The organism is Citrobacter sp. Cb028, assembly GCF_030336705.1.
Classification (GTDB): domain Bacteria; phylum Pseudomonadota; class Gammaproteobacteria; order Enterobacterales; family Enterobacteriaceae; genus Citrobacter; species Citrobacter braakii.
Window position 1 is genome coordinate 63,874 of record NZ_JAOWCZ010000034.1, and the last position, 20,863, is coordinate 84,736.

The window sequence follows — 20,863 nt, forward strand, 5'->3', positions numbered from 1 at the left end:
GATGCCCCAGGGATGTACCCTGTTAATGCGCGTTATTTAAGAAGGCCTGAGAAACTCAGGCCGCTACTTATTAGAAAGTGGTAGGAGTGTGGGCACTGATGATGCGGCAGATCCCTGCCGAGGTGTTGCTGAAGCTATGTGGTATACCGGTGTTAATGGCATAACTTTGTCCTGCAACAAGATGATACGTTTGACCGTTGATGGTCAGTATCACTTCACCTTCCAGTATTGTCCCAATCTCTTCACCCTGGTGTTTAATTCTCTCCCCGGTTGTCGTACCTGGCTGATAGGTTTCAAACATCATGGCCAGCGTACGATTCGGATTTCCGTTGTGTACCAACTTCATGGATACTCCCTGACTCCCGATCTCAATCAAATCATCCTGATTGATAACCACCTGCGGTTCGTCAGGCTTTTCCGGTTCCGCGAAGAACTCGGAGAGCGACAGCCCATAAACTTTCAATAGCTTTTGCAGCGTACTGATGGCAGGACTGACTTTATCCTGCTCTATGGTGCTGATGGCGCTATGCGTTAACCCAGACAGTTCGGCGGCACGACGCTGTGAAAGACCCAATTGCTGGCGGATCTCTGACAAACGTTTACCCGGCGCCAGGCCGTCATCGCTCATAATTGCATTTCCTTAACTGTAGTGGTCAGAGTCGCTGTTTTTCAGCGAGGTGGTTCTGACAAGCGGTGATAAAACCTTCAAGTAACAAACGCGACAGGGCGTATTCGCTACTGTTCCATTCCGGGTGCCACTGCACACCAAGCGCGAAAGGATGGTCGTGAACGCTGGCTGCTTCCACTAATCCATCCTGCGAGCGTGCTTCCACGCGCAGTTGCGGGCCAAGGTTTTTTGCGCCCTGACCATGCAAGGAGTTAACCCAAAACGTGCTGCAACCTGGTATTAGCTGAGATAGCAATCCTCCCTGTTGAACCTGGACTTCATGAGATGGCGCATATTGCTGCTCCACCGGGAGTTCCGCATCTTCACGATGTTCCAGGAACTGTGAGTGATCGCACAGGCGACGATACAGAGTCCCGCCAGTGGCGACAACTAATTCCTGTAAGCCCCGGCAGATGGCGAAAATGGGAATGCGCCTTTCGAGCCCGGCGGTAATTAGCGCCATGCTCAGAAGATCACGCCCGGGATCGGCGTCAGACTCATCGCCATTTTCACCATAAAGGTGCGGCTGCACATTGCTTGGGCTTCCTGGCAGGAAGATACCATCCAGTTTCGGTAACAGTGCGTTCAGTAATTCGGGTTCCGCAAGCGCATGGGGAATCGCTATCGGTAATCCACCGGCGTTCAATACTGCATTCAGGTACTTTTCTTGCAGAGTCTGGGTCTCGTGACCCTTAAGCCTGTTCCTACACATCACTACACCAATAACTGGCTTGTCAAATATATTGCCCATGATCGACCTCACGTTTTGGAATAAATTATTGCCAAACGGTTCCTTGTTATGCCATTCCGTTCATTATTTTCTCAATCTAGCAGCGGAATAACCTTCTAGCAAACTTAATTTAACATTTGACAAACAATTTGTTTGCATCCAGAGTCGAAGGGTGGACATTATATTTAACAGTCAAATCACAGAACAGCTTACAGGCCAACGGCGGTGAATCATGGAAACCAATATCGTAGAAGTTGAGAATTTTGTTCAGCATTCTGAAGAGAGACGAAGTAGCGCGTTTGCGCGTGAAGTTAAGCAGTATCTGGAGCGCTATCCCAACACGCAGTTCGTGGATGTGCTGTTAACCGACCTGAATGGTTGCTTTCGTGGTAAACGCATTCCCGTTGCAGGGTTACACAAGTTAGAGAAAGGCTGCTATTTCCCGGCATCCGTTTTCGCGATGGATATTCTTGGCAATGTGGTCGAAGAGGCGGGATTAGGCCAGGAGCTTGGCGAACCGGATCGGACCTGTGTCCCGGTGCCTGGCACGTTAACACCTTCGGCCGCCGATCCGGAATGTATTGCGCAGATGATGCTGACGATGCTGGATGAAGATGGCGCTCCCTTTGACGTTGAGCCGCGGAACGTACTTAACCGACTCTGGCAGAAACTTCGCCAGCGCGGTCTGTTCCCCGTCGTAGCGGTAGAGCTGGAGTTCTATTTACTCGATCGTAAGCGCGATCCCGAAGGTTATCTGCAGCCGCCGTGCGCGCCGGGAACGGACGATCGGAATACGCAAAGTCAGGTTTACTCGGTTGATAACCTGAACCACTTTGCTGATGTGCTAAACGATATCGATGAACTGGCCCGTTTGCAGCTGATCCCGGCTGACGGCGCGGTGGCTGAAGCCTCCCCTGGGCAGTTTGAAATCAACCTCTACCATACCGATAACGTACTCGACGCCTGCGATGACGCGCTGGCGCTGAAACGCCTGGTACGGCTGGTGGCGGAGAAACATAAGATGCATGCCACGTTTATGGCAAAACCTTATGAGGAGCATGCCGGTAGCGGAATGCATATCCACATCAGCATTATGAATAATAAAGGCGAGAACGTGTTGGCCGATGCGAATGGCGATGATTCCGCGTTACTAAAGCGTGCGCTTGCCGGGATGATTGATCTGATGCCCGCGTCAATGGCGCTGCTGGCGCCGAATGTGAACTCTTATCGCCGCTTCCAGCCGGGGATGTATGTTCCGACCCAGGCTTCCTGGGGGCACAACAACCGTACGGTGGCGCTGCGCATTCCCTGCGGCGATCGTGATAACCATCGGGTTGAATATCGCGTGGCGGGGGCTGACGCCAACCCGTATCTGGTGATGTCGACCATTCTGGCGGGGATCCTGCATGGGCTGGATAACGAGCTGCCGTTGCAGGAAGAGGTGGAAGGCAACGGCCTGGAGCAGGAAGGGCTACCGTTCCCGATCCGCCAGAGCGATGCGCTGTGGGAGTTCATGCAAAATGACAGTCTGCGTGAGTTGCTCGGGGAGCGTTTTAGCCATGTGTATCACGCCTGTAAACACGATGAACTGATCCAGTTTGAACGCCTGATTACCGACACTGAAATTGAGTGGATGCTGAAAAACGCCTGACAGGAAAGTGGCCCGGCGGCGGAATGTTTGTCGGGCCTGTCGCATTGTTTAGTCATTGAAAAAAAGAAGTCGCATCATGCGGTCTGAGCGGAGCCAGCCCGTCAATATTGCAGGATCACCTGCCATTTCCCGGATGTCGCGTAATGGAGCGGCTTGCGACAACGGGTCTTCAGATAACCGACAGAGTTTGTGACGAGGAAATGTGATGATGCCAATGTTTAAAAACCCGCCCCGCGTGAGCATCCATGGCTCCCGCAGTAAGTACGGACCGCATCTGTGCCGTGCAACATTGACGCCTTTCTTTTGGCTTTCCACCCCGACACGACCCAGGTCTGCAGTACCCACGTTTCGAACGCAGATCTGGGCCCGTGGCGGGGAGGAAAGCTATGTCGACTAATTCTTCTGTGGATCTCGCGGCCCAGCCGGGCAAAGCACAGTTGCGTAAATCCCTCAAGCTGTGGCAGGTGGTGGTGATGGGGCTGGCCTATCTCACACCGATGACGGTGTTTGACACCTTTGGTATTGTTTCGGGTATCAGCAATGGCCATGTTCCGGCCTCCTATCTGCTGGCCCTGGCGGGCGTGCTGTTTACCGCCATCAGTTACGGAAAGCTGGTTCGCCAGTTTCCACAAGCCGGTTCGGCCTACACCTATGCGCAAAAAGCGATCAATCCGCATGTGGGGTTTATGGTCGGCTGGTCGTCACTGCTTGATTACCTGTTCCTGCCGATGATTAACGTCCTGCTGGCGAAAATTTACCTTTCCGCGCTGTTCCCGGGCGTTGCGCCATGGATTTGGGTGGTGATGTTTGTAGCGATCCTTACCGCGGCCAATTTGAAAAGCGTTAATCTGGTGGCGAACTTCAATGCGCTGTTTGTACTGGTGCAGGTCGCGATAATCGTGGTGTTCATTGTTCTCGTGGTGCAGGGGCTGCACAAAGGCGAAGGGGTCGGGACCGTCTGGTCGCTGCAACCGTTTATCAGCCAGAATGCGCATTTGATCCCGATTATCACCGGGGCGACCATCGTCTGCTTCTCGTTTCTCGGTTTTGATGCGGTAACCACGCTCTCTGAAGAGACACCGGATGCCGCGCGTACCATTCCAAAAGCAATTTTCCTTACCGCGCTTTACGGTGGACTGATCTTCATTGCTGCCTCGTTCTTTATGCAGCTGTTTTTTCCAGATATTAGCCGATTTAAAGACCCGGACGCGGCGCTGCCGGAGATTGCGCTGTACGTTGGCGGCAAACTGTTCCAGTCTATTTTCTTGTGTACGACCTTTGTGAATACGCTGGCGTCAGGTCTGGCGTCCCATGCCAGCGTTTCGCGTCTGCTGTACGTGATGGGCCGCGATAACGTCTTCCCGGAGAAGTACTTCGGCTATGTCCATCCGAAATGGCGTACACCCGCGCTGAACGTCATTATGGTCGGGATTGTGGCACTCTCGGCCCTGTTTTTTGACCTGGTAACCGCCACGGCGTTGATTAACTTTGGCGCGCTGGTGGCCTTTACGTTCGTTAATTTGTCCGTGTTTAACCACTTCTGGCGTCGTGAAGGACGTAAGCATACCTGGCAGGAAAAGTTGCACTACCTGGTATTGCCAATGGTCGGCGCCGCCACCGTTGCCGTACTGTGGGTGAACCTGGAGGTGACATCGCTGACGCTGGGACTGGTATGGGCTGGCGTGGGGTTGGTGTATCTCGCCTACCTGACCGGACGTTTCCGCAAGCCGCCGCCGCAGTTTGACGCCGCGAAATCTGAGCAAGCCTGGGAGTGATAGAAACTTCAGGTATTAACAACAGGGCGCGCCGTCAGGGGCAACCACCTTCAGACGTCCGGTGATGGCGTGTCCTGCGGTATTTATTAATGTCGTGAAATGCGTGGGCTATAGTAAAGATGGCCGTTATTTCTCATCATTAATAACCGTGAGCGGGGGATGTGAATGAAGAAGATACTGATGCTGGTCGGCGATTATGTCGAAGATTATGAAACGATGGTGCCTTTTCAGGCATTGCAGATGCTGGGCCATCGTGTTGATGCCATCTGTCCGGATAAAAGTCAGGGGGACTACGTTCAAACCGCTATTCATGATTTTGATGGGGCCCAGACCTACAGTGAAAAACCGGGTCATCGTTTTACGCTGAATGCGAATTTTGCCGAGGCGCGGGCCACCGATTACGACGCGCTGCTGATCCCCGGCGGACGTGCTCCGGAATATCTCCGGCTGAATCCGGATGTCATTAAGCTGGTGCAAGATTTCAACGCTGCCGGTAAGCCTATCGCCGCGGTCTGTCATGGACCTCAGCTGTTAGCGGCGGCGGGGGTGTTAGAAAACCGGACCTGTAGCGCCTATCCGGCCTGTGCGCCAGAAGTTCGTCTGAGCGGCGGGCATTACGCAGATATCGGCATTGATCAAGCCCACGTGGATGGCAATCTGATTACCGCGCCTGCATGGCCCGCGCATCCGCAATGGCTGGCTAAATTTGTTGAAGTATTAATGAAGTAAGCGATGAAAAAAGTCGGTATAACCTGCCTGGCTATACCGACTGTAGATATTACCTCTGTATGAGTGCGAACACGCCCCAACCAATGTACTCCCGGGTGAAGGCTACGTGGCGTGCTGGTGAACTCCTCAGTTGCTCTCTGACTTCCGGGGCAAATTCATCGTCCGGATTTGCCTCCAGCCACCGGCGCATCGTCAGCCATTTGGCCGCCTCGTATCTGTCCCAACCCTCCTGGTCAGCCAGTACCATTTCAACCACGTCATAACCGAGCAGGTCGAAAGATGAAACGAGCTCTGGCAGAGAAAGAAAATCGGTCACTGAAGTCGCGCCGCAAGCCTGGGCGATGCTCTCCGTTGCAGGCGTCTGACGCCAGTACGGTTCGCCGATGAGTATGATCCCACCTGGTTTGAGACTTAGTTCCAGTTGTCTGATCGTTCCAGCGACGCCGCCGGCAATCCAGGTCGCACCAACGCAGGCGGCAATATCGAATTTTTCTTCGGCGATATAACCTGTTGCATCGGCATGAATAAAACGCACGTGCTCATTGACACCCAACTCTTTGGCCCGCAGGGTGGCTTGCTCACTGAACAGCCGGCTCATATCGATACCCACGCCGGAAATACCGTGATCGCGTGCCCAGGTGCACAACATCTCACCCGAACCGCTGCCGAGGTCCAGAATGCGTGTTCCCGGTGCCATCCGTAAAACCTGGCCTAACGTGGCGTATTTCTGTGCGGTGAACGGATTATGAATGCGATGTGCGCTTTCGCTGATGGTAAAAATCTTCGGGATATCCATCTCTCTCTCTCCTTTAGCGATTATCAAGTTGGGCGCGAACGTTGTTCAGGCCGGTCGTATTAATACGGTAGGGCTGACCATTGACGGATTTGATCAGTTTCTTGGTTCTGAGCTTTTTGAACACCTCGAGCGTGCAGTCGCAGAGCAGCAACCCTTCACGGCTATAGCATTCGACGGAAGTGACGCGGCCAGAGGCATCGCGGACGTGAGCAATACGGCCACCTTTGGCGAGAACGTGTAAGGTACGTTGTTCCTGACGGGATAAATTCATACTGGAAAACCTGTTTAATCATCATGTGCAAAACGTGCAAACACACAGCGGTGTCCGCATTCGAATTCGGCGCATTGATAACCAGTCCGGCCTGAAAAGGTCGGGAAGCTGATTATCAGATGATTACATTCTCCAGCATCAAAGCCTCGGGTTGAGTTGAAAGGTATTTACATGCTGAATCATACCTGCAAGAAACAGTAGGGGAACTTCCTTGTAGTGGAAGTGTGATCTGTAACGAAAAATTGTATTTCTTTTATTTAATGACTTTTTAATTCTCGTTATGTAAATCGCATTTGTTCATTAAATTAATTTAATGTTTCAGCGTCGCCAGAAACGCTATCGGTAGCCATACAGCATTGCTATTCTTTTTTTATCACCTCATTGATTAGTATGATTTACTCTTTTTGCTGGTTAATTTTGTTCTTTGATAAATGCTCCTTTATCATAATTGTGGTTTTAAATGAAATTTGCAATTTAATGTTTTTAAGAATTTTCTTAACGTGGCTAAGTGTGTATAATCGGTCCTGCAAGAAGCGCTTCTGTTATCATTAAAACTATAAGTATGTCCTTAACACCCGTATTACCTCTGCCCTGAATCTCTTCTCGGGGGAGAGGTTTTTTTTGCCTGCATATTATTTAGCTTATCGTCATAAATAGAATTTTTAATATTATCGTTATTGATGTTAAACATTATTGATTACGACGATTTAGCTCTACTGACCCCTACGGCAATATTGAAATAGTATCAGCCTGAATCTATTTCATAGTGAATAGTATAATTCTGGCTATGTTTATGTGGGTATTATATAGCTTTCCTTATAACTGCCTTTTTTTCAGCACGATAGAAGTTTTTTGCTTTTGAGGTAATTGTGATTTTGTTCACGGATTTTAGTGCGCGAAGTGGCTATTTGTAGAGAGGTGCAAACGGTTGCATGTTGCTGATACAGTATTCGTTCATTAAAAAAATATAGCGATGGTATGTCTTATGCCAGTACAGAGTACAGGAATCTAAATGATTTCTATTATCTCATAGGTATAGGGATGCCGTTTATGACTTCTGTTAGCTTAACACCATGGGAAATAGCAGTAAAAACAGACAGGGAATATGATTTTATCAATCAGAAAGGAGTTTTTTAATCGCAGGTATAATCACTGGCCTTTTTATCTTCCTTTATATAAATCGTTGTCGTAATGCCCATAAAATCAGCGTTCTGGGATGAGCGCTGATTTTATTTGGTTCTCAGATTACTTACCCCACGCTGCATGCAGAACACCTCTCGCAGTACCTCATAAATGATACATTAAAGGATCTCCTGGAATGGATATTGTTGAACGCTTTATTAACTACACGAAAATCAATACCACGACATCAAGGGAAAACGGCGCTAATGGGATAATGCCTTCTTCTCCTGGTCAAATGGAACTGGCAAAACTGCTTGCAGCAGAACTTGAAGCATTAGGAATGGAAAACATTGAGGTCAGGGATACCGCTATAGTGACGGCAACCTTACCTGCAAATACTGATGACACGATCCCGGTGGTCTCTTTTTTTGGTCATCTGGATACCAGTGCGGAACAGACGGCAGACACCAAAGCACAGCGCCTGCATTATCACGGCGGGGATTTATGCCTGAACAAAGAGCTGAATATTTACCTGCGCGAAAGTGAATTTCCGGAACTGAAAAATTATATCGGTGATGACCTACTGGTGACCGACGGGACCAGTCTGTTGGGCGCTGATGATAAAGCAGCCATCGCCGCGATTATGAATGCTCTTGAGTATCTGGTCGCACACCCGGAAATAAAACATGGGCCGGTAAAAGTGGGTTTTGTCCCGGATGAGGAACAGGGCTTGCGTGGCGCAAAAGCGTTTGATGTTGCCGCGTTTGGTGCTGATTTTGGCTATACCCTGGATTGTTGCGGTATCGGTGAGTTTGTTTACGAGAACTGGAATGCGGGCGATGCGGAAATCATCTTTACCGGCCAGTCCGCACACCCGATGTCGGCCAAAGGTAAGTTAAAGAATTCGCTGCTGATGGCGCATAAGTTTATTGCCATGCTCCCAGGGGGAGAAGCGCCTGAATATACGGAAGGGCGCGAAGGGTATTACTGGGTAAAACAGCTACAGGGTAACAGCGCCCGCACGGTACTTAAGCTGGATATCCGCGATTTCAGTGAAGAAGGTTATAAGGCGCGTATGGCGTTTATTCGCCAGCTTGCCGTCAGCACCTGTGCCCTGTGGGGGGAAAACAGCGTGGTCTGTCATTTAGCCGATCGCTACGCGAATGTGTTGAACAGTTTGCAGGGGGACGCTCACTACCCGATTGATATTGCATTCCGCGCGTATCAGAAATGCGGCATAACGCCCGCACCTGTCGCCATGCGTGGCGGGTATGATGGCGCGGTACTGTCGCAGAAAGGATTGCCGTGCCCGAATATTTTTACCGGTGCTCATAACTTCCATTCAATTTATGAGTATCTGCCGGTGCGTTCTCTGCGGGCTGCCAGTGATGTGGTGGTGGCGGTGATTGAGGAAACTTATACTGAGTTCGCGCAGCGGAGAGCTCAGTCATGATTCAGGTGTTAATCGCACTTCTGGTGATCGTGGTGGTCGCGCGTCTGATTCTGAAAGGTTACCGCGCTGAACCGGTGCTCTTCATTGCGGGCTTAGTCTTGATGATTTGCACCGCGTTAACCGGATGGGGTTCCGTATTACCGAAGGGGGTTGCCAGTACGGGAATTTCCTTTCTCGATCCTTTCGAGGTAATGCGCGATCTCTTCAGCACGCGCGCCGCCGATCTCGGCCTGATGATCATGGCGTTAATGGGATTTGCGCATTACATGGATCATATCGGCGCAAATGAGGCGGTCGTGCGGGTAGTAACGAAACCCTTACGGGCGCTGCGTTCGCCCTATGTGCTCCTCTTTTTCTCCTACCTGCTCGCCAGCCTCCTGCAGTTGGCCATTCCTTCTGCAACCGGGCTTGCCGTGTTGCTGATGGGGACGATGTTCCCCATTATGCTGGGGTTAGGGCTCTCAGCGGCCTCGGCTGCCGGGGTCATTGCTACTTCGCTTGGCGTGGCTTACACCCCGACGGCAATCGATGCTATCAGGGGCTCTAAAGCAGTGAATATGGATGTAGTGGAATATGTTGTTTACCACCAGGGACCCGCCGCGCTGGCAACGGTTCTGGTTGTCGGCGTGTGCCATTTTTTCTGGCAGCGGCATTGCGACCGTAAAGCAGGGACGTTACCGCGGGAAATCGGTAGCGCAGAAGTGACTGATTCAGGACAATCCCCGGCTTTTTACGCGCTGCTCCCCATGCTTCCGATACTGATGGCAGTAGGGTCATCCGAAATGTTCGTCAGGGGTATCAACCTGAATATTATCACCATTGTCCTCATTTCAATGACCATCTGTATGCTGATTGAATGGCTGCGGGTGCGTGATTTAAAGTCGGTCTGCGAAGGTTTCAGCCATTTCCTGAAAGGAATGGGCACTGCGTTTACCGGTGTGGTTGGACTGTTGGTTGCGGCAGGGGTTTTTGCTCACGGAATTAAAGTCATCGGTGCGATCGATCAGCTCATTCTGATGGCCGAACACGTGGGATTACCGCCGTTTGCCATGGCGGTAGTATTTGCGCTGGTGACGCTGGCCGCGGCTATCATTATGGGGTCGGGGAATGCGCCATTCCTCGCCTTCGTTGAGCTCATCCCGCAAATTGCCGCCAGTATGGGCGCTAACGCCGTTGCCATGATCCTGCCGATGCAGCAGGCATCGCATATGGGACGGGCCATTTCACCGGTATCCGGCGTCGTGATTGCCGTTTCCAGCGGAGCGAAAATAACCCCATTCGATGTGGTGAAGCGTACCGCCGTACCGCTGATTGTGGGGTTCGTTACTCACACCCTGATCATCGGTATTTTCTATTAACCGTACCAGCGACAAGCCAACTTCCGGTTCATTGAATCCGGAGGTTGGCTTTTTGAATTAGGCGAAATTTAAAAGCGTTAATATTACTGATACCTGTATAAAAAGCCTTGCCTGCTACTGTGAGGCTGACTGTCGCTCAGCGGAGGATAAAATGCGATTTCATTAGGATGTTTAATGGCTGTTTAGCGTTGAAATGGGTGTTTGTCTGGTGTGTCTGGTCAAAACTATCAGGATATTTCTTCTAATCAGCAATTTTTGAAGTTTTATGGTGATCATATTTTTAACAGTAGGTGGAATTGATAACCTGTGAGTATTATTAGTTTTTATCTTTATCGTATAATTCTTATTATTTATCGCTGAGCCACCCGGGCATCAATTATTAATAAGAGTGATGTGTTAAGTTTGCAATTTTATTACATAGGGATAAATTAATCTGGATCATATTTTGATGTTTTTAGTTGTAGTATTTTTTAAAATGAAATAATGCAAGATTTACATGTAATAATGATTTATTTGGGCAGGTTTAAGTGGTAAGGGATTCAGGAAAAGTTAGTACGTTACGACACCATTATCAGGATGACCTGGAAGCGTTTACCTGGAGTGCATTGGTAGCAATTGGTATCGCAATACGGGACCGTAAGATTCATTCTAAAATGTCAGAGCATCTTTTTATTATGCAATGGCTGGCCATCGCTAAAAAAAGAAAGCTCTTCTCAAGGAATGTAATCAATGAACTTCAATGGCTAATAGATGAAGGGAAGAAAAAAAGCCTCAATGCACAACTTAAATTTAAAATAGAATATCTATACTCGACTTCGAGTGGCGATGTATCGATGCAAAACGACTATTTTAAGTTTACTCATACGATTGAGGTGTTGAGAAATAATGGCTGGGAAAGCTTTCTGCTTACGCCAGAGAAATGGCGAGATCTGCATGAAAAGATTAAGGTAAGAGAAGGTAATTTTATTTTTATGGATGACACTCGGCTGCAGGCGTGTTTTGGCGTGCAGGGTGAGATTGTCAAACCCTTCTGTATCCGGGTATATGGCGATGTTGAGTTTGCAAAGTTAACGTTCATTAAACATAACCTTCCGGCTGAATTTGTAAAACACGTTTCAAATGAGTTTTATCACTTCCATTTTCTTCTGGTAAGTAATGCTTAACTGACGATGTGGACAATGTGCTGTTAATGCAAAGAATAGATTGATCAACTTGTAAATTTATCGGATAGAAACCACGCGCCAAGGACAGCGAATGTTTACTCGAAAGTTAGTGATTGCCAACGAATGGATAAGGTTGTCTGATATTCCAGACAGTGTGTCCATTTCTTTTCGGGGCGTTCTCGAGATAACTGAAAGTACAGGTGTGCCAGACGCCAGCACGCCGTTGTTACGTTTAGAAAATGAAATGGCACCGATCACCGTCGATTCGTTGTCCTGGGTGCGGGTGCCTGTCGATAGTCAGAAAGACATTACCGTTTATATCCATAAATAATATTAATGTTGAATAGTTTTGGCCTTATTTTTGCCAATGTTAGAGGGCTGCTGTTTATCGCAGTATGTCCCCCTGAGTAATTAATTTATTACCTAAGAATGAATGCGGAAACTTTCTAATAATTAACCATTTTACAGGTTAAGGTATTGCGTGATGTGTCGATAACAATTAAGTCGTAGAGGATTTTTATTGTTATGGAGATGTTTAAATGTTAAAAAATATGAGAATTAAAACCAGCCTGTTATTATTACTGTTGTTATTTACCTTCATGCAGTTCTTTTCCAATGGATTTGAGTTAGTTGATCTCAAAGGAAATCAAAAAAATACGTTATTACTACATAACATCATTAAGGAGCAGGATACCCTGCATAAGGTCGTTGAGGCTGTTTATAAAGTCAGAAGCGTTCGTGATAATATTCAACAACATAATGCGACCGATGCCCGACAGACAGTGAATCAAATGCAAGAGCAGATGGCGTATGCCAGAAAACAGTTCGATATTTTCTGGGGTATTCCTGGATTGACGGCTGACGATCCGCAAATCGGTAAAGTCATCAGAACGGCTTTTGAGCAACAAATGAATGCTGAGCAAAAGTCTATTGATACATTAAATCAGATGCTTTCCAGCAACAGTATTATTAATGCACAAGAAAATGCTAATGCGGAACTGCTCGCGGCTCGCAAAAATTTCGATAACGAAGTGACGAATTATTACAAATCAACAATGCTGATTGGTGAGAAGATCGTTGCACAAACACACGTTCAGTTTAATACCTCGATCCTGAAAGTATCCGTGATCCTGGTCATTACGGTACTTATCTTCTTTATCTGTAATTTCTGGTTGAACCGGACCATCATTCAGCCTTTAAAAATCGTTTCTGAGCATTTTGCGCGGATTGGTAAAGGCGATCTCAGCCATCCTGTTAAGGTGTCGGGTAACAATGAAATCGGCGTACTGTGCTTAAATTTGCATAATATGCAAAAAGGCCTGCGGGAGACTGTCAGCACTATTCGCGATGGCGTTGAGTCTATTAATATCGGTATGCAGGAAATTGCTTCCGGTAATTCCGATTTATCAACCAGAACGGAACAGCAGGCTGCGGCAGTCGTTGAAACGGCGGCCAGTATGGAGCAGATTTCAGTCACAACAAAAAATAATACTGATAAGTCACATCAGGCATCCGTCATGACCAGCGAAAGCACGGAAATGGCATTGCGTGGCGAGCGTTTAATGAGTGATATGGTTGAGAAAATTCACCTGATCAGCCGTAATGCGCAAGGCGTGAACGAAATATCCAATGTTATTGATAGTATTGCTTTTCAAACCAATATCCTGGCATTAAACGCGGCGGTGGAAGCCGCACGCGCTGGTGAGTCCGGGCGTGGGTTTGCCGTTGTGGCGAGCGAAGTCCGAACGCTTGCTCAGCGCAGCGCCTCCTCGGCGAAAGAAATCAGTGAACTGGTTGCCAAAGCGGCAATTAGCGTCAAGGAAGGGGTAGAGATAGCCGAAAACAGTGGCGCCATGATGGCGGATATTGCGAAGGCAATACGCAACATTAATGTCTTAATGGAAGATATCTCTGGAGCCTCGGGGGAACAGAGTCGCGGCATCGAACAGATCCGGGTTGCGGTAACGCAAATGGAGCAAGTGACTCAGCAAAACGCCTCGCTGGTTGAGGAGATAGCCGCCACGACAGGCAGTGTGGAAGAGCAGTCGGCAATGCTATCCCAGGCTGTGGCGGTGTTCCAGGTGGAGGAAAACCAGCCTTCAGCATAATAAATAGAGTACAAACTCGGCGGGTATCGAGGTGCGTTTGACGTGCCCGTTTATGACAGTGAGAAAGGTTGAGCTGCACACGGCTCACAGACCGCAGTTCATCAGGTGTCAATGTTGCCTGATGAGCTGCGTGAGAAAAATATCGGGAATGACGTTCTCCAACGCGATTTGAAATCGCATACGTCATGTTGATAATAATTCTCATTATTATTGTTGTGTTGTACAGGTAATGGTAATGTTGCTTCAGTTATCAACCGTTAATCCCATTTCCTGTGCAGAAGACAGCATGAACAACACCACCGCCCTGAATACGTCCAGACGCGTAGCCCGCACCTTCTCCGTCAGCGAGTTTATGGATTTTGGTGAGCGTTACGGGATCGATTACCGTTTTCCCCTGCTGGCGCAAAAGCCGGATTTGTCGTCTTGCAGCCCCGTTCTGCAGGGGGAGGTTGAGGAGATGACGCTCCCCTGCGGGATGTGTGTCACGCACTCTGATGTGCAGGTGCTACAACCCTACGAAACCACCTCCCGCCACAGCAGTCCTCTGTATATGCTGGTGGTTCTGGAAGGCTGCGTCATCCTGACGCTCAACGGGCAGGAGCATGTGGTACGTTCCGGGATGGCGTTTAGCTCACGCCTGAGCGAGCATCAGACGATGCGTGCCCGCCATCATGCTGACTGCAAACTGCGCACGTTATCGCTCGGTCTGTATCCCGACGGCGCGTGGCGCACGGGGTTGCTCGAATCGTTGATGCGTGAGTGGGAAAGATGCGAAACGCCGACGCTTATCTGGCAGGTGCCGGGGTTTTTACTCAGCGGCCTGCAGTATGCGCAGCGGAGCACGATCGGCCATGTTTCTCGCCAACTGATGCTGGAAGGGCTGATATTACAACTGTTCGGCCATGGCCTCAGCGTGTGTCAGGTTGAGAGTGGCAAGCGGCTTGCGGCAAGCGGTGAACAGCAGCGGCTGGAGGTCGTTCGTCGTCTGCTGGAGCAGAGTCCCGAAAATGACTACACCCTCAATGCCCTGGCCCAACGCGCGGCGATGAGCCCCAGCAGCCTGCGCAGCAAGTTCCGTGCGGCCTATGGCTGTTCCGTCTTTGACTACCTGCGTGATTGCCGTCTGGAACGCGCGCGCGGCTATTTACTGGAAGGATACAGCGTACAGCAGGCGGCCTGGATGTCGGGTTATCAACATGCTACCAACTTCTCTACCGCATTTCGGCGTCGTTACGGCTTTTCGCCTGGCGATGTGCTCAAACTTTGCTAATCCATTTTTACGTTTTTCGCACGTGCCTTCCCGACAATTTGGCACTGCGCATAGGCAACCTGGCATCCTGCATAGCTATCTCCGTTAGCAAAAAGGTAATAATTCTCACTTACAATTAGACATGCCTTTGGAGATATTCATGTTCGCGAAGACTCGGTTGGCGCTATTGGTGGGATGGGTGACCGGTAGCGTGGCTTTTCCTCTGCTGGCGCAGGAAACAACAAAAAACGATACGGTGGTTGTCACCTCGCAAATGCAAAGCGGGGCCACGAAGCTCGCCACGCCGGATATTGAAACGCCTCAGTCGGTATCGATCATTACCCGTGAACAGTTTGAAGAGCAGGGCGCCACCAGCGTGCGCCAGGCCGTGAGCTATACGCCGGGGGTGTACAGCAATCAGATTGGTGCCTCCAACCGCTTTGACTATATTGTGCTGCGTGGTTTCTCGGATGGTAGCCTGGACAACGTCTATCTCGATGGCCTGAAGATGATGGGGGACACCAACTCACACAGCTCGCTGGTGGTCGATCCGTGGTTCCTCGAAGATATCGAAGTGGTACGCGGCCCGGCTTCCGTACTGTATGGCCGTTCTTCTCCGGGCGGTATTGTCGCGCTGACATCACGTAAGCCGTCGTTTGATGCCGGCGGAGAAGTGAAACTGTTTGCTGGCAACAATAACCAGCGCGGCGCGGCGTTTGACGTCACCGGGGCGCTGGATGATAACGATCGCGTGGCGGCACGACTGAGTGGAATGACGCGTTACGCGGACTCGCAGTTTGGCCCATTGAAGGAAGAACGTTATGCGCTGATGCCCAGCCTGACCTGGCGCATCACCGACCAGACGCGTCTGGATCTGATGGCCTATCTGCACCGTGACCCGGAAGGCGGAAGCCACTCCGGTCTGCCGTATGACGGCACTGTAGTTCCGCATTACGGGCAAAAGATCTCCAACACCTTTTACGAAGGCGAGGATGATTACGACAAATACGATCGCCGTGAAAACATGGTGGGCTACAACGTTGAGCACCTGTTTGATAACGGCTGGTCGGTGCGGCAAAAACTGCGCTACCTGCATACCGACGTTGAGCTGAATCAGGTGTATGCGGCGGGCTGGCTGAATGAAACCGAGCTTAACCGCGGCTACTCCGGCTCCGATGAAAAAATGTCAGCGATTACGCTGGATAACCAACTCGACGGCAGCTTTGATACCTGGCAGGTCAACCACCGTGTGCTGGTGGGGATCGATTATCAGGATCGCAGCAACAATACCACCGGTTACTACGGTGCATTCCCGCCGATTGACGCCTTTAACCCGGTATACGGCGCGCAGCCTGATTACATCAACATGTATGCGCGTGAGAAGCACAAGCTGCGCCAGACAGGCTACTATTTGCAGGATCAGATGTCATGGGATCGCTGGCGTATTACGCTCGGCGGTCGCTACGATCAGGTCAGCGTTTCTAACATTGATAAGATCAACGATACCCGTAGCGATCTGGACAAAAACAACTTCAGCACCCGTGCTGCGCTGCTCTATTTGTTCGATAACGGCTTTGCGCCGTATGTGAGTTATTCCACCGCCTTTACGCCAACCAGCTTTGCCGATGAGAACGGCAATCTGCTGGATCCGATGAAAGGCAAGCAGTGGGAAGCCGGGCTGAAATATGAGCCGGAAGGACTCAACAGTCAGTTTAGCGCGTCGGTATTCCGTATCAATCAGACGAATATTGCCACCAAAGAAGAGCCGACCGATCCGTACCGCTCGATTGGGGAAATTGAGTCTGAAGGGGTGGAGCTGGAGGCCATTAGCCAACTGACGGAGAGCTTCCGTCTGCAGGCGGCGTATACCTATACCGACATTCGCTATAAGAAAAGCAGCCCGGAAGAGCAGGGTAAGCGCGCAGTGTACGCACCGCGTAACCAGGCCAGTACCTGGCTGAGCTACGATGTGAAAAGCGGTCCGCTGGATGGCCTGACGCTGGGCTCAGGCGTGCGTTATGTCAACGGTATTGCCAGCGATCGCCTGAATACTCACACTCTGCCGTCCTACACGCTGGTGGATATGGCAATTGGCTACGACTTAACGAATATCGGTATTAAAGGGTTGAGCGCTCAGTTGAACGTCAACAACCTGACTGACAAGCGCTACGTTGCGGCTTGTAATTCGCTCTCATACTGCTACTTCGGCGCCGAGCGCAGCATTGTCGGCAGCGTTTCATGGAAGTTCTAAGTATCGTTTTTTAGCCGGATGGCGGTGCTGGCGTCTTATCAAGCCTACAGATGCGTGCAAATTGTAGGCCTGATAAGCGCAGCGCCATCAGGCTGGGGGATTGCGGTTATTGTGTAAAACCGTTTTGCATACAAATCTGCGCGCTGGTTCTCAGGGTAAAGGCGACTTTGTCTGGGTACTGGCTGTAATAGTTATGCTCTTCTTCCAACCCTTTAGCCTGCGCCAGACGTACCGTTTCCAGCGAGCAGGTACGGTAGATCAGGTCTTTATTCATATTGGTCTGCTTTTCACGCTGTTTATCTGCGGACAGCGCCAGCCAGCTCTCGGACAGCGAGTAATCGTAGACCACCCGATTTCCTTTCGCCTGCACATTTTCAATGGTAATGAATTCGTCGATTTTAAGTCTTGGCTGCCCACGCATTTTTTTCTTATCTTCTGCTGCGGCATATTGGGCCAGCGCATTAATATCCATGCCTGCTATTTTCTGTTTATAGATATCGACATAAGCGGCGGGCTGTTGATAACGCTGAGCGTAAGCGTTTCTTAATTCTCCATCGCTTACCGTACAACCCGCCAGAAACAGAGGTAAAAGCAGCGCCAGTTTTATTTTAGTCATGATGTTATCCCGTTCATTATTGTGGTCCCAGTCGCCCATAACATAATAAAAAAATGATTACGGGTGATATTTAAGGTTGTATAAACGGGGGCACGATGACACAAGTGCAATAGTCTTAAAATGGCGTTACAGGCAGGAAACCCTGCCAGAATTGGCAGGGGTTTTGAGCATACTGGTAAAGCATTAATGGCCGATCATTTTTGCTTTCGGGATCAACTGGAAATACAGGTGGTCCGGTACCGGCGTATCCCAGACATTGGCATATACCGCGTAACCAATAGTGGCAAACAGAATCCCCAGCACCAGTATTGTCATGGCAACACCCGACAGTGCCGTTTGTCGCCATAACGCTTTACCGCTGCCTTTTGCACCCGGCGGTGTCTGCAGGGAAAAGCTCAGCGTTGAAGCCACCGGACAGGATTCAACACAGGTCATGCAGCCAGTGCATTCCACAGTACGCACCTGAATCAGTCTGTCTACCGGGATTTTCGATGGGCAATTTTTCGCGCATTTCCCGCAATCAATGCAACTGTCGGCGTTGCGGCGGATTTTAAACGGCGAGAACAGCGAGAACAGACCAAGCAGTGCGCCGTAAGGACACAGATAACGACACCAGGCGTTGCGAATAAACAGGCTCAGGAGACTGATAACCACCACAGAGATGAGCGTGGCGGAGCCAATATGGCGAAAGAAATCGAGCATCTTCACATCGATGATGATTCCATAGGCTGACGTCAGAAAGTACTGAATCCCCTGGGCGGGCATCGACAGGGCGATATACAAGAAAAACCCCAGCAGCAGATACTTCAGGCTGAGCAGCGGGATATCCAGCCAGCGCGGCAGCGTAAAGTTACGACCGAATAATTTTCTCCCCAGATTACCGAGCAGTTCGGAAAGCGTCCCCACCGGGCATAACCATGAACAGAAAGCTTTTTTTAACAACAGGCTAATCAGGATAAACGCAACTAACAGCAGCATAGAGGCGGCATGGATGGGCGGAAGAAAACCGGTCTCTAGCGTATAGCGGAAATTCATCAAACCCGCTATCGGCAGCCATCCCTCAATACCGCCGGGCCTTGGAATATAAACGCTGGTGCCGGCGGTTTCGAAATAGCGGACCCAATACCAGAACGCCACGCCAATATAAATATTGATAGCCAGCAGGAGAAACTGGGTGGCTTTTCGCCAGCTGCTGGCGTTGCGCCAGTCATTCCACGGCAGTTTGCCCCCGGTCGTGCCTGGGCGGCGCTGCCAGCGCGTTCTCATCTTCCCGTTCATGGTTTTATAGTATCCCTCATATTTCCCCTTCTGCATTCAGAAGGCGTCATCACCGGGATATGCTAGCGCTATTCAGATTTGGTGTATTTGATTTGCATCTTATTACGCGGCTGTTATTTTCTTCATGCCAATATGCCTGAAAAATAATAACAGCCCGATATTTATCACAGGTCAGATAAATACCCTGAACGGGGTATTTATTTCTCTGCAGGGCAACGATTATTCCTGATAAACCTCAACGCGGTCGCGGCCATTACTTTTCGCCAGATAAAGTGCGCGATCGGCTTTATCAACCAACTGTTTATAGTCGGGATGATAGTCATATTCGGCAATACCAATACTGACGGTAATAGAAAACGTTTCTGTCGCTGAGGCTGCCATGCGCATCTCGGCAATTTTCATACGTAGCGTTTCCAGAATAATACTGGCCTGTGATTCATCTGACTCGACGAGCAGAATCATAAATTCTTCGCCACCGTAGCGGAACACGTAATCGCTGCTGCGGATATGATCGTAAATGACCGCCGCGACGTTTTTGAGCGTCAGATCGCCAGTATTATGCCCGAAGTTATCGTTAATTTGCTTGAAGTAGTCGATATCCAGCATCGCCAGGGTAAAAGGCTTACGCGTATGTAACGCCAGCGAGATCTCGCGCCGCATGATGGTCGGAATAAAGCGGCGATTAAGCAACTGGGTCAGCGAATCTTTACCATTTTCCTGCTTAACCAGCGCGTCGAACATTGAGGCGAGCAGGAAATGGATTTTTGCCGATAGCTGGCGTACATCCTGCAATAAGCTCATCCGCTCGGGTTCTGTCGGCTGATGCTGATGCGACAGGGTTGTTGTCAGACGGCTGTCGATCTCTGCAATCAGTGATTCCATCTTATTCAGCAGATTGCTGTTGCCGAGGATATGTTTTCCCTTATGTGATAACCACATACCGAAGTCAGAATTCGCCAGAAACACCATCTCACCGAAAGGCATTCCGGTGGCGATGTTATAAATAAACTGGTTTTCCCAGTCGGTAAACGAACGGATTTGCCGCTCGCGCTCGACGTTAACGTCATCGTAAATAGTCTGTAGACGGTACTGCTCCTGCGTGTGCATAGAGTTTTGAAAACTGGGGGAATAGGAGACCGTCATGGCCTCCAGCGCAGTATCCATTGCCAGACTGCTGAAACAGATAGCATCGCTCAGCAAGGCGGGAGTGGAATCCGCCTTTGTTTTTAACACCCTGTACAGCTCATCTTTCAGCTTGCGCGCGCCGCGGTTGACCAGATCGATGGGCAGGCCGATACGGGCATGCACCACACCAATTTTGCGCTGTTTGGCCAGCAGTTGTGAGAGATCTTCGTGGGCGCTGCCAAGTACGCTGCGCAGCCAGTCAAACATGCTGCCGCTGAGGCGGGTACTGACCTGTTCTGTATTGAGGAACAATGCGCTCTCCGCATGGGAGAGCATATAGTCATAAAAAACGGATACTAAATGGCGGATCTCTTCATCGCTTAACGATGTCAGGAGCGTGTGAACTTCAGGTGATGTTTGACGTAACAGCGCCTGCCATTCTGTAAGGAGTAATGTGTCGTTTACCGGTTCAACCTGTTCCATCTTACTGCCACTCAACGTGCGATTAAAAATTCAGGCGG

Annotated in this window: 17 protein-coding genes; 10 read left to right on the forward strand and 7 right to left on the reverse strand. The window is 49.9% G+C overall.

Translation table 11 applies throughout. The annotated features are described in order from the left end of the window. Positions 1-70 precede the first annotated feature (70 nt). Together puuR and puuD are read right to left on the reverse strand one after the other, a co-directional pair. Positions 71-628 (reverse strand): HTH-type transcriptional regulator PuuR, encoded by a 558-nt coding sequence (puuR, locus tag OGV75_RS09885; protein ID WP_016151913.1) that lies wholly within the window; start codon positions 626-628, stop codon positions 71-73. 25 nt (positions 629-653) lie between these two features. Then, positions 654-1,418, reverse strand: coding sequence for a gamma-glutamyl-gamma-aminobutyrate hydrolase (puuD, locus tag OGV75_RS09890; RefSeq protein ID WP_286480611.1), 765 nt, complete (start codon positions 1,416-1,418; stop codon positions 654-656). A 211-nt stretch (positions 1,419-1,629) separates the two neighbouring features. Here puuD and OGV75_RS09895 point away from each other — a divergent pair, with 211 nt between their 5' ends. The 3 genes from OGV75_RS09895 (at position 1,630) to OGV75_RS09905 (ending at position 5,552) form a co-directional block, all read left to right on the forward strand. Further along, a complete protein-coding gene (locus OGV75_RS09895) occupies positions 1,630-3,048 on the forward strand; it encodes a glutamine synthetase family protein (protein ID WP_046276299.1) in 1,419 nt (472 codons plus the stop codon). A gap of 386 nt (positions 3,049-3,434) precedes the next feature. After that, positions 3,435-4,823 (forward strand): APC family permease, encoded by a 1,389-nt coding sequence (locus OGV75_RS09900; RefSeq protein WP_016151916.1) that lies wholly within the window; start codon positions 3,435-3,437, stop codon positions 4,821-4,823. 165 nt (positions 4,824-4,988) lie between these two features. After that, positions 4,989-5,552, forward strand: a complete 564-nt coding sequence (locus tag OGV75_RS09905) for a DJ-1/PfpI family protein (protein ID WP_286480612.1) — start codon at positions 4,989-4,991, stop codon at positions 5,550-5,552. A 49-nt stretch (positions 5,553-5,601) separates the two neighbouring features. On the opposite strand, the gene OGV75_RS09910 is transcribed toward OGV75_RS09905, so the two are convergent. Both OGV75_RS09910 and OGV75_RS09915 read right to left on the reverse strand, forming a co-directional pair. Next, positions 5,602-6,348: an SAM-dependent methyltransferase gene (locus tag OGV75_RS09910; protein WP_286480613.1), complete on the reverse strand. Its 747-nt coding sequence runs from the start codon at positions 6,346-6,348 to the stop codon at positions 5,602-5,604. Between the two features lie 13 nt (positions 6,349-6,361). Continuing rightward, on the reverse strand, positions 6,362-6,619 hold the full coding sequence (locus OGV75_RS09915; protein WP_016151932.1) for a YjhX family toxin: 258 nt from the start codon (positions 6,617-6,619) through the stop codon (positions 6,362-6,364). 1,318 nt (positions 6,620-7,937) lie between these two features. Here OGV75_RS09915 and pepT point away from each other — a divergent pair. The 7 genes from pepT (at position 7,938) to foxA (ending at position 17,323) form a co-directional block, all read left to right on the forward strand. After that, on the forward strand, positions 7,938-9,194 hold the full coding sequence (gene pepT, locus OGV75_RS09920; RefSeq protein ID WP_016155790.1) for a peptidase T: 1,257 nt from the start codon (positions 7,938-7,940) through the stop codon (positions 9,192-9,194). Beyond that, complete coding sequence (dcuC, locus tag OGV75_RS09925; RefSeq protein ID WP_279267460.1) at positions 9,191-10,552, forward strand: C4-dicarboxylate transporter DcuC; 1,362 nt, start codon at positions 9,191-9,193, stop codon at positions 10,550-10,552. Before pepT ends, dcuC begins: the two co-directional genes overlap by 4 nt. A 527-nt stretch (positions 10,553-11,079) precedes the next feature. Next, positions 11,080-11,715 (forward strand): DUF2913 family protein, encoded by a 636-nt coding sequence (locus OGV75_RS09930; RefSeq protein ID WP_016151935.1) that lies wholly within the window; start codon positions 11,080-11,082, stop codon positions 11,713-11,715. A 91-nt stretch (positions 11,716-11,806) separates the two neighbouring features. Then, complete coding sequence (locus tag OGV75_RS09935; protein ID WP_016151936.1) at positions 11,807-12,046, forward strand: hypothetical protein; 240 nt, start codon at positions 11,807-11,809, stop codon at positions 12,044-12,046. Between the two features lie 208 nt (positions 12,047-12,254). Then, positions 12,255-13,823, forward strand: coding sequence for a methyl-accepting chemotaxis protein (locus OGV75_RS09940; RefSeq protein WP_101700580.1), 1,569 nt, complete (start codon positions 12,255-12,257; stop codon positions 13,821-13,823). Between the two features lie 286 nt (positions 13,824-14,109). Next, positions 14,110-15,093, forward strand: a complete 984-nt coding sequence (locus tag OGV75_RS09945) for a helix-turn-helix transcriptional regulator (RefSeq protein WP_032931274.1) — start codon at positions 14,110-14,112, stop codon at positions 15,091-15,093. Positions 15,094-15,214: 121 nt separating this feature from the next. Next, a complete protein-coding gene (gene foxA / locus OGV75_RS09950) occupies positions 15,215-17,323 on the forward strand; it encodes a ferrioxamine B receptor FoxA (protein WP_137367232.1) in 2,109 nt (702 codons plus the stop codon). 106 nt (positions 17,324-17,429) lie between these two features. On the opposite strand, the gene OGV75_RS09955 is transcribed toward foxA, so the two are convergent. From OGV75_RS09955 to OGV75_RS09965, 3 genes are all read right to left on the reverse strand, one after another. Further along, on the reverse strand, positions 17,430-17,939 hold the full coding sequence (locus OGV75_RS09955; protein ID WP_223307927.1) for a hypothetical protein: 510 nt from the start codon (positions 17,937-17,939) through the stop codon (positions 17,430-17,432). A 183-nt stretch (positions 17,940-18,122) separates the two neighbouring features. Further along, positions 18,123-19,217: a 4Fe-4S binding protein gene (locus tag OGV75_RS09960; protein WP_032931024.1), complete on the reverse strand. Its 1,095-nt coding sequence runs from the start codon at positions 19,215-19,217 to the stop codon at positions 18,123-18,125. Between the two features lie 219 nt (positions 19,218-19,436). After that, a complete protein-coding gene (locus tag OGV75_RS09965; protein ID WP_286480615.1) occupies positions 19,437-20,825 on the reverse strand; it encodes a diguanylate cyclase in 1,389 nt (462 codons plus the stop codon). Positions 20,826-20,863 lie beyond the last annotated feature (38 nt).